We start from the raw sequence: 14,779 nt of genomic DNA on the forward strand, positions 1-14,779 counted from the left end.
TATAAATAAATCTGTAAATACCTATATTGGACTCAATTTTGTTAATACTAACAATCTTTTCTCCTTTATCATCCTTATCCGCTTTTGACGGATAAATCCTAACTTTAATATTCTTATTAACAACTTTCATTTAATTATAACCACCATTATTAATAAAAAACCCAAATAAAATATGTATTAACTACAATTAATAATATAAACCACATGCATATATAAAGAAATACCGAGAGAGCATTTGACCAGTAATGTGCAAACATATGAATTATAAAAAAATCAAAAAAAATAGTATACTGAATGAAAAATCCAATACAAATACCATGAAAAAATAGCCTATTTTAGAAAATCAACTAGGAAAATTAGCAAAAATAAAAGTACCCCCAACATTGCGATTCATCCCCAACTTTGAGAAGTTGGGGTATTCTCGCTAAATTATGATAAATCATTCAAACAAGTACTAGAAATTTTTGATTGTAATAACAGTACTATTCAACCCTAATACTCGCGCATAATCAATTTTATCAGCGACACTCATTAAAATTTTTATATGGTCATACTCACATCCCTCTTTTTCAACAGTTGGATTGAATTCAACCCCCTGGTCTTTAATCGAAATTAAAATATGCTCACTTTGAATTTTGATTAAAATATCCATTGTTCCAACATCATCATTAGTTTTAACAATATTTGCCAGCATTTCTTCAATAGCTAAAGATACTTTTACTGAAGTCAAATCAGAAATTCCCATTGATTTTAGATAATCCAGAACCTGTGAAGCCAAATCTGCGATGTCATTTATGTTGGCATTCACTGACAAATCAAGCATATTTTCTTCATCCTGTTTTTTAAGTAAAAAGAAACCTGAATATTCTCCATTACTTTTTCTTTCAATATATTTGGAGTAAATAAACATGAATATTATTGTAGAAATCTCTGCAATTAAAAATGCAATCCAGATTCCATTAAATCCTATTAAAGGAACGAGCAATATTGATCCACCTACAGGAAGAATTAAACCTTCAATAAAGGCAATCCATATTGCATATTTCTCCCTTCCAATAGATTCCGCATAATATGGTATTATGAAGCATATGACAAGACCTATGAAACTTAATGAAAATAATCTTATTGAATCAATTACAACAGGAATATCAGCAGGATTATTAATGTTGAACAGGAATAATAAGGATTGAGGATAAATTATAAATATTGCCATTAAGATGCCTCCTGAAAGAATACCTAATTTTATAGCACGCTTTATGGTGTATCTGACGCCATTATAATCCTCTTCCTGATAATATACAGATACAATCGGAGCCATTGTCTGGCTTATTCCAATTGCAAACATGTAAATTAAAAATGAAGAATTGTCACATACACTAAATGCCACAAGGCCTACGCCACCCATTACAATTTGAACCATATAATTAATAATGAATAATTTTAGAGTTATGAAAAGTTGTATTGAAGCGGGAGGAAAACCTGAAATGAGAATATCTTTAAGGTATGCGATAAATCGATTAAATTTAATTTTTGAAATTGATAATAATTTAATGGTACGTTTATTGCTGAAGAAATAATATGAAATAACTATTGATGCTAAAATTTGTCCGGTTAATGTAGCAAGAGCAGCACCGCCAATATTCATATGAAAGAATTTAAGATAAACGAAGTCCATAACTATATTTACCACATTGGATATTATAACAGCAATTAAAGCTAATTTGGGCATTCCATCAGCACGGGAAAAATAAGATATGCCCAAAATATAACACATGAAAGGAAATCCTATAATGGTAAAATAAAGAAAATCTTTTACGAGAGGATATAACTGAGTACTGCTTTCCATATTTGCCGAACATAAAAATCCAACAATAGGATCTATAAATATAAGTCCCAAAATCGAAATAATAATTGCAATAGCCATTAGACTAACTATTGAAACGGTAAAGTAGGTATTACTCTTAAAATCATCATAATTGGCTTTCATTGAAGACATTAAAATACTGCCACCAAATCCAACAGCCCAACAGATCAAATCTATGAACGTGATAGTCGGAACAACAACCTGAATGGCAGCTAAATTAAAATAACCTATTAAAAAACTCACTATTAATGCATCAAAAAATAAACAAATATTATTTGCCATCGTAGTAAGCAAACTGGGTAATAAAAACTCATCAAACTTACTTTTTAATAGGTTATATCTCCTTTCATACATTCTCAGACACCCCATTATCGATTACTCAAAGAAGAAAGCCAAATCATTTAAATATTCGACGAATTTATAAATGTATTCTTCTGAGATAATTGGCCATTTAACTCCCAATCTGTACAATACCTGTACAGTATAATCATTTTCAGCACCAATCCAAACTTTTTTCATGGTTCCTCCCCCGGCAGAAGTAATCAGACCTGATATGCCCTCCTGTTTATCCTTATCATTGAAAGCTTGATTTAAATACTCATCATACACATCCTCTTCAACGGCTTCGATTTCAAGACCTAAAGGTTCAATGATATCTATTATGTCTCCAAAACAAATTGTGTGGTGCTGATACGGATGGAAAACAACACAGTCTTTAGGCGTTTTGGATAGTTCAACAATAGATCTGGCAGTCACATCAATAGGACTTAATTCATCAGCACTGCTTAGCAGGGAATAAGGCATTTTACCAAGTGTTACAAAAGCCCTAAGTCTATTAACAAATCCGTTCGAAATGAAATTAATTTGGAATTCTCCATCATCACTTCTGGCCATTAAATTCCCCACCCTCATGATTTTAACAGAGAGATTATCTTCAATTGCTGATTCTAAAACAGCCCTTTCTGCTAAAAATTTACTTCTAACGTACTGATTTTCAGTACCTTGTCCGATGTATAAATCTCTTTCATTAAACAGGTAATCCTCTGGAGGGAAATTGTTTATACTTTCGCCTGCAACACTATATGTTGAAACCTGTACAAATTTTGAATTTTTCAATTTGGCAAATTTCAAACCATTTAAAACTCCTCCGTAATTAATATCTTCAATATCCGTGCCGGAAGAGAAATGTTTAACATTAGCCGCACAATTAAATATTGTATCAATTCTGTATGAACTTAATTTTTCAAAATCTTCATATTTGGTTATGTCTCCGTCAATAATGTGTATCCTATCATTGAATAGCTCTTCATAGTTATTTGAGAAATAATAGTACAATAAAAATTTCAATCTTTCTTCAGAAGAGATATTGGCTTTGGACCTGACTAAACAGTAAATATTACCGTCATTATTTTCCAATAGTTCCCGCAAAATATGAATGCCTAAAAATCCTGTAGCACCAGTTAATAAGATATCACCCAAATCACCATCAGATTCTGATTTGATGAAATTTTCCAAGGTATTTTTCTCCAATAACTCATTAATTTTAGAATAATCATAATCAGATACTTCACTAAGTGTAATTTCATTATCTTCATCAGTTAAAATAAACTTGGTGAGTTTACGAGGAGTAGGATTATCAAAAACATCACCATAACTGATATCATAACCTCTATTTAAAGCTGCTAGAGTAATTTTAGTTACAAGTAGTGAAGTTCCACCTATTTCAAAGAAATTATCCGTAACTCCAACTTTATCAAGAGATAAAATATCTGCAAAGGCATCTGCGAAAAATGCTTCAATATCATTTTCAGGAGCAACATATTCCGTAATCAAAACAGGTTCAGGCAAATTCCTTAAATCAGTTTTACCATTCAATGTTTGAGGCATCTCATCCAGTTCCATATAAACAGTAGGAACCATATAATAAGTCAATTTTGAATTTAGATGTTCTTTTAAACTGCCAATGTCAATGGAATACCCATTCCCATCATTTTTAATTTCATCATAAACCGTAAAGTATGCACATAAGTGGTCATTACCTTTAATCTTTTTGACAACAACCGCAAGAGATTTAATACCTTCAAATTCTTTAATGGCTGATTCAATTTCACCAATTTCTATTCTCAAACCTCTGAGTTTAATTTGGTCATCAAGTCTTCCAAGAATTTCAACTTCACCGTTTTCATTCCATTTAGCAAAGTCCCCGCTTCGATAAAATTTAATTCCGTTGATAGTCATGTAAGCTTCGGCATTTTTTTCAGGACGGTTGTAGTAAGCTCTTGAAACACCATTTCCCGCAACATATAACTCTCCCAAAACATGAGGAGGTAAAGGATTGGAGTCTATATCCATAATCTCTTCATAAACATTAAAAATTGGTTCTCCAACAGAAACGATATTAGGTTGATCGATTAATTTATCATTACATGCCACAGTTATCTCTGTCGGCCCATAACTATTAATTATTTTACCGTCAGACACTTTTGAGAGAATATCATATAAATGTTTTGGAAAAGCTTCTCCTCCAACGACAAATATTTTAAATTTAGCAATACATTCTTTCAACCCGTCAATTTCAAGATACTGCAATAATCTTGAAGGAGTACCATCAAAAATATTAGCGTTTGTTTTTTCAATCAGAGGAATTAATTCCAATGGATTTTTAATCTGAACATCATCAGCAAAGACCACAGGAACACCATTTAAAATAGGCAGTAGCATTTCCTCCAAAAATGTGTCAAATGCCACAGTAACTAATGATAATAATTTATAATTCTCAGTTTCTGCATTTGAAACTAATTCATGACAAAATGTATTCCTCGGATGTGGATAAACATAATTGGCAAAGTTTCTATGTTCTATCATCACTCCTTTTGGAAGACCAGTCGAGCCTGAAGTATAAATAAGATATGCCAAATTCTCAGGAGAAACATCAACGCTTGGATTAGAAGTATTTTCCTCTTTTAACAATTCATTAATATCCAGCAGTTTATCCGAACAGGAAGATAAATCCAAACTTTTCCTATCGATGACATCATCAACTATGATAAATTTTGATTCACTGTCAGATAAAACATGTTCAATACGGTCTTGAGGATATTCTGAATCAACAGGAATGAATGCTGCGCCTGCTTTTAAAATACCGAAAATTGAAGCCACAATATTACTGTTACGTTTTAAGATAAACATAACTTTATCTTCAATTTCAATGCCTTTTTTGATTAAAGCATTTGCAATACGATTTGCCTTCTCATTTAAATCATCATAAGTGAATTCGCCATCAGCTGCAGTTAAAATAATCTTGTCTCCATTTAATTCACACTGTTTTTCAAAAAGCTTATTAAGACGAGTTTCACCAATATCACTAAATTCTAACTCATCAACGTTAGGGATTTCCCTTTCAACAATAGAAATTTCTTTCAAGCAGACATTTTCCAATTCTTCAGAACTGCATTTAATGAATTTATTTAAAACTATGATAATGCTGTCTAAGAATGTTTTAATATATTTTTCACTGTATAATCCATCATTGTATAAAACATCCAATTCCAAACTGTCTTCATTCTCATAAACATTAAAACTAACTTTATAATCGGTTTCAAGAGAATCCAAATGATTAATTTCATACACATTATTATCCAATTCGATTTTACTATTTTCAAGAGCATTGTAGGAATATAAAAATTCAGGTTTTAAATTAAATTCATTTGAGATTTTAATATATGGATATGTACAATGTTTAATTCCATTTTTCCAAATTTCATCAACCTGTTTAAAGAATTCTCTGATGGAAATATTTCTATCTTCATTGATAGATACTATTGGTAAGGTTTTAACTAAAAAGGCTTGTGTATGATAATAATTAGAATTAAGTCTTCCATTGAAGATAGTTGTCAATAATGTCTTATCACTGAATGTGTACTTATTTAATGTTAATATTGTACTGGCCATGAATAAAATGTTTGGTGAAATTCTTTTATCAGCACAGAATTCTTTTATTGATTGTGAATCAATATTTTTAGAAAAGGATTTTAATTCGCCAGATTCATCATCATCATTTAAATCTGGAGTCAGTATGGTTGAATCCACATCCTTTGTTAATAAATCATGGAAATATTTTTCACTGGCAGCATATTTTTCACTATTTTTTTCCTCTTCTTCAATCAAAGAACATATATACCCGTTAAGGACTTCTTTTTCTATTTTGTCACCGTTATATGCATTGGCAATGTTTTTGAATAACATACCTGAAGATTCACCATCAGTTATTATATGATGTATATCTAAAAACAGAATTGTTTCATCTTTGGTTTTATAGATTTTAGCTCTGAATAACTGATTATACAATAATTCAAATCTTTTAACATTTTCTTTTTCAATTTCTTCATTAGAAATCTCATCTATTTCAATAATAGGAATTTCATCAACAGGTATTGAATCGTCACGTTTGTGCATTAACTGACCATTATGGCTGACAATTCTTGTTTTAAGATAAGGATATGCATCAATTGTTTTGATAATGGCTTCTTTTAGTTTCAATGCATCGATTGATTTATCGAACCTTACAATGGATGGAAGATTATATTGAGGTTCATCAGGATTTTGAACGCATTCGTAATATACTCCCAGCTGATTATCCATTAACGGATAATAAGTAATGTCTTTTGAAGATTCGATTAATTCATCTAACTTTTCATCGGATTCACTATCATCAATTAGATTTGCGATAAATCTTATTGTAGGATTATCCAATAATTCAGAGATATTTAAATTAATATTGAATGATTCGGAAATATTCACATTAAATTTCATTAAGGATAATGAGGTAAATCCAAGAGAATATAAATTATCTGTAACACCAAAGTTTTCATCATATGCATATTCAGATACCAGTTCCAGCAATTTTTCTTCAGTGTCATTTGCAGGGGAAACATTTTCAAATTCCAATTTTGGTTCGGGCAATCTTTTAATGTCTGTTTTACCATTTGGAGTTCGTGGAAGTTCATCAATTTGCACAAATGCAGTTGGAACCATATAATTAGTCAGTTTGTCCTCTAAATAATTTTTCAAAGAACTTTTATCAACTTCTCCATTAATGGTGTAATAAGCACACAAATGCTGGTCATTATTGATTTCTCTAATTACAACTACATTTTCTTTTATATTCGGATAACAACTAATATTATATTCAATTTCACTAGGTTCAATTCTTAATCCTCGTAATTTAATCTGATTATCTACTCTTCCCTTAAAAATAAATTCACCATCAGGTGTTTTAACCGCATAATCTCCACTTTTACAGTACGGAATTCCATTGATTTCAATGAATACCTCATTTGTCTGATCTAAATTATAATATCCTTTCCCAATTGAAGGTCCTCCAAAGTATAATTGACCCATTACTCCATCAGGCAATAGTTTTCCGTCAATATCCCTAACGTCAGCTATAGAATTTTCTAAGGGTTTACCTATAGCAATGTTATTGCTGTCCATTGCCGCTTTCTTTAAAGGAACTGGGAATAAGAAATTACCTTCACTTTGTCCGTAAGCATTAAATATGGTGGCATCAGTGTGTTTTTCAATTGTATCAAATTTTTTTGCAGGAAATGCTTCTCCACCCATAAGAATAGCTTTAAAAGACATTATAGAATCACAAAATTCATCGATTTCCAAGTAAGATAAAAATCTTGAAGGAGTCATTGTCACGGATTCAGGTTGAGTATTATTTATTAATTCAATCAAATCAGGAATGTTTTTAACTTCCGAATCACTGGCAAAAATCAATCTAATGCCGTTAGTTACTCCAGTTAAAATATCCCTTATGGACATGATGAATGAAATCGTTGAAATAGTCAAAATACTGTCAAAATTTTTCGTGATATTGCCTGTAATCTGGTTACACATTGCTTTGTGACTAACCATTACTCCTTTAGGTTTTCCGGTAGATCCGGAAGTATAGATTATATAAGCCAAATCATCAGGTTCAATGTTGACATTAGGATTTTCAGGGCCACCATTGGAAAGTAACTCATCAATACTCAAGGAATTTTTTCCAGATTTTTCGGTGATAATGTAATCCGCATGACTGTTTTCATAAATATAATTAATTCTTTCCTGAGGATATTCAGGGTCAATCGGAATAAAAGCACATCCTACTTTCAAAATAGCTAAAATAGATGCAACCAGATTACTGTTTCTTGGAAGCATGACTAAAATATTACTTTTTGGTTTAATTCCCTTATCAATTAAAGCATTAGCAATAATATTTGTTTTTTCATTTAATTGATTGTAGGTTAAAGTAGCATCACATGCTACGAGAGCAACATCATCAGGGGTTTGACTAACTTGCTTTTCAAAACGTTTATGAATAAATGGAAGTTCAACTTCACTAAATTCTGGTGTTTTTCTTTCGGGCTGCAAACTTACATCACATATTCTAAATTCAGATACATCACAACTCAAGAACTGATTTAAAATGGATTGTATGGAATTAGCGAAAATATGAATATAATCTTCACTATACAATTGATCATTATATTCTATTCTCAATTCAACATTTTCTTTAAAACATTTCACAAATAAAGCAATTTTATAATCACCAGAACATAATTCTTCAGACACATTAAATTTGTTGTCAGTCATTATATCCTCTGATTGTAAAAATTCATTATAGGAATATAAAAATTCAGGATTTAATTGATATTTCTCTGCAATTTTAGAGTAAGGATAGAAACTATTCTCCATTGTAGTTTTCCATGTTTTATCAACAGATTTAATGAAATTAATAATGGAAATTTCCCTATCTTCATTAGAAATGATAAATGGAACAGTTTTGACAAAGCTTTCAGAAGCATTATCAAAATTAGAACCAGATACATCATTTGATATTGCTGTTAATAACGTATCTTTAGTGAATGTGAATTTATTGAGTGCCAGAACAGTACTTGACAAGAATAAGATGTTTTTACTTATGTCATATTTATTACAGAAATCATCAATATCTTTAGCTCCAATACTTTCTGCAATGTTTTTTAACTTTCCATCATCTGGATTACCATTTAGATTAGGAGTTAAAACTGTTGATTCAAAACCTTCGCAAAGTTTAGCATTAAAATATTGTTTTGATGATTGATATCTTTCACTATTTTCGTCGAATGATTTTTCCACTTCAGATTCATCTTTATGAACATTATTTATTAATGAATTGTTTTTATCCATTAAATTTGCCTCCTTAATTACATATAATAATTATTATGTTCATTATCTTTAAATATTTTGAGATTTTGAATTTTGGACTGACAAATGATAGAACTTTTCTGAATTCACGAATTATTCATCAAAATCACAATTAAAATATCGAAAGACAACAACAAATATATAAGTCTCACCGACCAACTAAAATTATAGAGGTTTTTCTAAAATTACTTAAAATTATGATAAATCAATATACAAATTGTGGGATTATAATGAATATTCTAAAAGTTTATAATGAAAAGGAATTAACTTTATCTGTTGAAGGTCGCATTAATAGTGTTACATCAAAAGAGTTAGATAAAGAGATTAACGATGAAATAGGCAATTTTGACTCTTTAATCATGGACTTTGCTAATTTAGAATATATTTCAAGTGCAGGCCTTAAAGTTTTAATTGCAACTCACAGGAAATTAAAACCAGACAATATTCCATTTATTATCAAAAATGCTAATGATGTAATTATGGAAGTATTTCGATTGTCCGGTGTCGATAGGGTTTTGAAGATAGAATGAACTCAATTTTATTGCAACCAGAAATAAATGAGTTAGATACTCTAAACGAGTTTATCATAAAAGAACTTTCCGAAGAAGACTTTCAAGTCACATTAATTGTTGAAGAGATCTTTGCCAATATTGTGAATTACTCAAATACGGAATTTATCATTGTTAATGTCGAATATGAAAAACCAACATTGACAATAGAGTTCATTGACAACGGATTTGAGTTTAATCCTCTCTTAAAAGAGTTCGATGGTCCCCCGTATGCTGTTAATGAAAAACAACTAGGAGGAGCAGGCATTTATTTAACTAAAGAACTTGCCGATGAACTTGAGTATCATTATGAAAATAGTGAAAACCATTTAATAGTTATTAAAAATGTGGAATAATGAAGAATAAATTAAAAAAAATATTTGTGCCATTCATTTTGATGATTATTATTGAAATGATTCTTTCATCAGGCATGTTATGGGATTTGGGACTATATTGCCCGCATGTAGGTTTATTTTTTGTTTTTGGATTATTACTCGGTCCCTACGGCGCTTTAGGCGCAACATTAGGACATATTGTAATAGGTATTACAGATGGATGTGTGCCCATAGAAATAGTCTTTTCCTCTATTTACAGTTTTGGAGTTTCATACTTGGCATATAAACTTTGGTACTCCGATTTTAGAAATCAAAAAATTATGAAACCTAAATTAGACAATATTTATCATCTCACTATATTTTTATCAATAATACTTCTGTGCGGATTCATTTTTTCAGTAGTCCATGAAACTTTATTTTCATTTTATCTTTTTCAAACTAATCTGGAAGAATATTCAACTATTGCATTTTTCTTGAACTTTACCAATATTGCATTTTTCACAGGCATCATAAGCATTTGGCTTTCTAAAAAGATTGATTTTATAGAAACTCCAAAAACATCAGATAAACAGGTAAATAAAAAATTATATAGACTCTTATTTTATTCATTGTTGATTGTTACTGCAATATCATTAATTTCTAGGATATTTGGTGTGAATAAACAAATCATGCTTGTTGAAACAATATTAATTGGAATTTTATTATTCAGCTATTTAACAAAACCATTTGTACATAAAATAGAATCCCAAAATAGGAATTCAATAATTGAAAATATTATTCAAAAGTTTCTTATAATAACCTTGATTATTTGTATTTTGGGAATGATTATTTCTCATTTCATTTATCATCTTATAAGTCTTAATATGGATTTGACAATATATGTAATGCAGGGACTCATAATAACCGATATAATTATAATCCTATCATTTATTCCGGGAATGATTATTTTAAGGGATATGGAAAAAAAAGTAATCGAACCCCTTTCGTCATTTTCTGAAATTGAAAAATTTATCAAAGAAAATGAAAAAATTGAATCTGAAGGTCTTGTGAATTTGTATTCAAAGTATCTTAATGAAAGAAATGAAATTGGAACCCTTGCCAAATCATATACTGATTTGATTAATTACAATAACAATTATATTGAAAATATTCGCGAAATTGAAGGTGAAAAAGAACGTATTAAAACAGAACTTGATATCGCATCAAGAATCCAAGACTCTAACCTTCCGCATGAGGCCATAAGAAATGAAAATTATTATATCACAGGTTACTCTCATCCGGCAAAAGAAGTTGGAGGAGACTTTTTTGATTATTATGAATTAGATGATGATAATTTAGCTATTGTAATCGGCGATGTATCAGATAAAGGTGTTCCAGCAGCATTACTTGCAATGGTTACTCAGTCCATGATAAAATTAGCCTTTAACCACGAAAGGGATCCTTCAAAAGTCCTATATTTAATAAACAATCAATTATATAAAAATAATCTTGAGGCAATGTTTGTTTCATTATGGCTTGGCATTTATAATAAAAAGACTAAAAAATTAATGTTTTCAAATGCAGGACATACTCTTCCAATAATAAAAAAGGATGACCAATTTGAATATTTAAATATTAATCCGGGAATTATTTTAGCAATTCTTGAAGACTTCGAATATGAAACTGAAGAAATAACATTATCGGATGAATTGATAGTATATACTGATGGAATCACTGATGCCACCAATGACTATGATGAATGCTATGGTGAAGAAAGACTTTTAGACTTTTTCAACAAATTTAAAAGTGATAAGGAACCAATAATTCATCTATTAAATGATATTGATGATTTTATAGGAAAACAGGACCAATTTGATGATATGACATTAATTTATTTAAAAATCAAATAAATAAAATACCTATTTTTAAAACTAAACATATAGAAATAAAAGGGATTCAGCAATCCCTTTAAGTGTTTATTCGGCAGGCACACCGTTGATTAATAATTGGGTCAAGTAATTTTCTTTTCCAATCATTTTAATTAAGTCTAATTGTTGTTCGCTCCAACCCATATCCTCTTCTTCATCCTTGAGATATACTTTCATTAAGTCATAGGTTGTTGCATCAAATATTCCAGAATCCATCATTTCGTTTAATAATTTAATTCCTTCAACAGATACATTGTAGTCATGTTCTATGAACTCTATGATATCAGTATAGATTGGTTGTGCTTCCTGTGCTTCCTGTTTGATTTCTCCACCCAAATCAAGAATACTGTCCATGAACTGTTCTACGAAATCCATTTCTTCAGTTGCATGAGCGGCATATTTGTCTCCTAATGCTTGGAAACCTAGGCCTGCAAATATTTTGGATTGGATTCTGTGTCCGAATGAATTTGCGGACAATCCCGTTACAATTAACTGTAGTGCTTCAATTGTTTTTTCTTTATCAGACATAATTTCACCTTAGTTAAATTACTTAAGATTCTTAAGTGTATAATTGAATATCTGAACTATACTATTTAAAATTAACGAATAAGTTAGCCCACTCATAATATGCATGAATCATCTTCTTGAATTTTTCTGCCTCTTCATCACTGTAATCATCAAAAAATTTAGAATCAAATTCATACATTTCTTTTAATAGTGAAGAAATAATTAATTTGGCTTTATCAGTAACATTGAGAATCTTTTTAGACTTATTATTTTCATCACTGCCACGATGTACCAATTCGTTTTTCTCAAGCCGTTTAATTATTTGAGCAACGTTAGCTTCTGAAACAAATAATATTTCAGACAATTCCCTTTGAGTTAAACCCGGATTATGATGAATAGTACTCAAATATGTGAAATCACGGGGAGTAATTTCAGAATAATTGTCTTTCAAATACTTGGTGTATTGAATGCTGATATAATCAATATATAGGGCTACCGGTGTGAAAGGTATTCTTTCATCGCCTGAATTTAAATCAATCATAAAAAACCACTTAAATATATATTATGTATTTTAAGTATTATAACTGATTCTAAAAAATTGAAGGATAATAAAACCTAAATCTTACATATAAGAATCAGATAACATAATCAAATGGAAACATAAGATATCAAAAAACTGATAAATCATAAACATATTAAGTTGACTATGAAAATTAATTATGAATGACAGTAAAATAGTAATTTACCATCCGAAGTAAATTTCAAAAAATAGAATTTATGGGAAAAGTTTCATAATTCTTAAAAAATGAATATTATACACGATAAATAGTTATTGGAATAAGTAATAAAACGGGAATCATTAATCTTTTTAAGTTTACTTAACCGCATTATTTAACTTTCCCATTGCAGACATTGGGGAAAATTTATATGCGAAAAATAGTATATATTAATTAAACAAAATCATAATTATGAAATTACAGGAAGTTAATTTCACCAGGAATTCAGTGTTTAAATTTTGAGTTCATGCGAATATTAAAATATTAAAAAAGCAGATGTTGTCATATGGATAAAAATATATTATATCATGGAAGTAATGTGGAAGTGCCCTTTCCACGTATTCTACAGAATGGTTTTTATAAGGATTTTGGTTATGGCTTTTACTGTACCCTATTTGAAAAGCAAGCAAAACGTTGGGCTATGACAAAAAAAGGAGAATCAGTTGTAAACTTATATGAATATGTCCCAAATGCTGATTTAAACATTCTGAAGTTTAACGAAATGTGTGAAGAATGGTTGAATTTCATTGTAAGTTGTCGAAATGGCATAGAACATAACTATGATATAGTGGAAGGGCCTATGGCAGATGATCAAATTTGGAATTACATTGAAGGATTTATCGAAGGCAACATTTCAAGAGAAGCATTCTGGGAACTGGTGAAATTTAATTATCCAACACATCAAATTTGCTTTAACACTGAAAAATCACTTAAAACATTAACATTTAAAGGAAGTGAAATATTATGAAAAATAAATATTTTCCAGATGAAGATATTAAAATCAATGATTTATACTTTATTTGTTACATGATAGAAAGAGTGGCAAGACATATAAAACAAAAAAATAAATATGTTGTAAATACAATTGGAAGAGATGGACTATATCACCTGATTAGCTGTGCAGAAGCCCTACATTGTGAAAATCCTTTGAAAGTAGAAGCAGATTGGATTAATGACTACGAACTTGAAAATGGAGATTATGATATTACCATTGTTGATAAGGAACTTGCCACAATCATTCCAACACCACTTGATATGGGCGCAGTATATCAGCGTTTGATTATAAACACCCTATCATCCAAAGAGGATTATGTTGACGGCATTATAAGAGTATATAATGATGACATATGTGATGTGATAGATAATTATAACTGCAGTGCTTTCTATGAACCTTCTTATGTGATAGCCCGAGCTTATCAAAACGGAGGTTTTTAAATTAAAATAATATAAAATTAAAAATCGCCTAAAAAACAAGGAAAATCTATACGATTCAGTGTGTGCTGGAAACAGACAACAACATCCTACTTTCAAAAATTGGTTCAAACATCCCCATGACAAAATCCAACTCTCCTTAACATCAATAAAGAGTTTTCCCAATAATATTTCAAAGAATTTACTTCAAATATAAAGTCAATATACTGAAAAAAACTATACAAAATATAAATACCTAATAAAAAATGCCAAATTAATTCCTTAAAAAAAGACTTATTTTTTAAAAATATAAACATATTCCACTTAACAAAATCATAAAATAAGTTATATTAAGTTAATGAAGAAAAAACCCAATATTAATGAGTAATAAGTAAAATAACACCCAAATTATGTA

General features: G+C 29.8%; 9 protein-coding genes. 5 read left to right on the forward strand and 4 right to left on the reverse strand.

Translation table 11 applies throughout. From position 1 onward, the window contains the following. Window positions 1-454 precede the first annotated feature (454 nt). Window positions 455-2,218 (reverse strand): MATE family efflux transporter, encoded by a 1,764-nt coding sequence (locus ACKI44_RS06745; RefSeq protein ID WP_407422793.1) that lies wholly within the window; start codon window positions 2,216-2,218, stop codon window positions 455-457. Window positions 2,219-2,239: 21 nt separating this feature from the next. Next, entirely contained in the window at window positions 2,240-9,082 is a 6,843-nt protein-coding gene (locus ACKI44_RS06750; RefSeq protein ID WP_407422795.1) for an amino acid adenylation domain-containing protein, read from the reverse strand. 248 nt (window positions 9,083-9,330) lie between these two features. Between ACKI44_RS06750 and ACKI44_RS06755 the strand changes: the two genes are divergently transcribed. Genes ACKI44_RS06755 through ACKI44_RS06765 form a run of 3 tightly spaced genes read left to right on the forward strand, consistent with a single transcriptional unit; the run spans window position 9,331 to window position 11,872 of the window. Beyond that, a complete protein-coding gene (locus ACKI44_RS06755; protein ID WP_407422797.1) occupies window positions 9,331-9,630 on the forward strand; it encodes an STAS domain-containing protein in 300 nt (99 codons plus the stop codon). Beyond that, a complete protein-coding gene (locus tag ACKI44_RS06760) occupies window positions 9,627-10,004 on the forward strand; it encodes an ATP-binding protein (RefSeq protein WP_407422799.1) in 378 nt (125 codons plus the stop codon). The genes ACKI44_RS06755 and ACKI44_RS06760 overlap by 4 nt, the downstream gene beginning before the upstream one ends. A gap of 41 nt (window positions 10,005-10,045) precedes the next feature. Beyond that, window positions 10,046-11,872, forward strand: coding sequence for a PP2C family protein-serine/threonine phosphatase (locus tag ACKI44_RS06765; RefSeq protein ID WP_407422801.1), 1,827 nt, complete (start codon window positions 10,046-10,048; stop codon window positions 11,870-11,872). A gap of 66 nt (window positions 11,873-11,938) precedes the next feature. Here ACKI44_RS06765 and ACKI44_RS06770 read toward each other — a convergent pair whose 3' ends face one another. Both ACKI44_RS06770 and ACKI44_RS06775 read right to left on the reverse strand, forming a co-directional pair. Continuing rightward, complete coding sequence (locus ACKI44_RS06770; protein ID WP_407422803.1) at window positions 11,939-12,418, reverse strand: bacterioferritin; 480 nt, start codon at window positions 12,416-12,418, stop codon at window positions 11,939-11,941. 61 nt (window positions 12,419-12,479) lie between these two features. Next, on the reverse strand, window positions 12,480-12,938 hold the full coding sequence (locus tag ACKI44_RS06775) for a MarR family transcriptional regulator (RefSeq protein WP_407422805.1): 459 nt from the start codon (window positions 12,936-12,938) through the stop codon (window positions 12,480-12,482). Between the two features lie 521 nt (window positions 12,939-13,459). Between ACKI44_RS06775 and ACKI44_RS06780 the strand changes: the two genes are divergently transcribed. After that, entirely contained in the window at window positions 13,460-13,921 is a 462-nt protein-coding gene (locus ACKI44_RS06780; RefSeq protein WP_407422807.1) for a DUF3990 domain-containing protein, read from the forward strand. After that, a complete protein-coding gene (locus ACKI44_RS06785) occupies window positions 13,918-14,388 on the forward strand; it encodes a hypothetical protein (protein ID WP_407422809.1) in 471 nt (156 codons plus the stop codon). Before ACKI44_RS06780 ends, ACKI44_RS06785 begins: the two co-directional genes overlap by 4 nt. Window positions 14,389-14,779 lie beyond the last annotated feature (391 nt).

Origin of the sequence: Methanobrevibacter sp., from assembly GCF_045646205.1 — an archaeon.
Classification (GTDB): Archaea; Methanobacteriota; Methanobacteria; order Methanobacteriales; family Methanobacteriaceae; genus Methanocatella.

Excerpts from the sequence above, each read along its gene's own strand:
- ACKI44_RS06775 (WP_407422805.1), bottom strand. The coding sequence starts at position 12,938 with ATGATTGATTTAAATTCAGGCGATGAAAGAATACCTTTCACACCGGTA.
- ACKI44_RS06770 (WP_407422803.1), bottom strand. The coding sequence starts at position 12,418 with ATGTCTGATAAAGAAAAAACAATTGAAGCACTACAGTTAATTGTAACG.
- ACKI44_RS06780 (WP_407422807.1), top strand. The coding sequence starts at position 13,460 with ATGGATAAAAATATATTATATCATGGAAGTAATGTGGAAGTGCCCTTT.
- ACKI44_RS06750 (WP_407422795.1), bottom strand. The coding sequence starts at position 9,082 with ATGGATAAAAACAATTCATTAATAAATAATGTTCATAAAGATGAATCT.
- ACKI44_RS06760 (WP_407422799.1), top strand. The coding sequence starts at position 9,627 with ATGAACTCAATTTTATTGCAACCAGAAATAAATGAGTTAGATACTCTA.
- ACKI44_RS06785 (WP_407422809.1), top strand. The coding sequence starts at position 13,918 with ATGAAAAATAAATATTTTCCAGATGAAGATATTAAAATCAATGATTTA.
- ACKI44_RS06755 (WP_407422797.1), top strand. The coding sequence starts at position 9,331 with ATGAATATTCTAAAAGTTTATAATGAAAAGGAATTAACTTTATCTGTT.
- ACKI44_RS06765 (WP_407422801.1), top strand. The coding sequence starts at position 10,046 with ATGATTATTATTGAAATGATTCTTTCATCAGGCATGTTATGGGATTTG.
- ACKI44_RS06745 (WP_407422793.1), bottom strand. The coding sequence starts at position 2,218 with ATGTATGAAAGGAGATATAACCTATTAAAAAGTAAGTTTGATGAGTTT.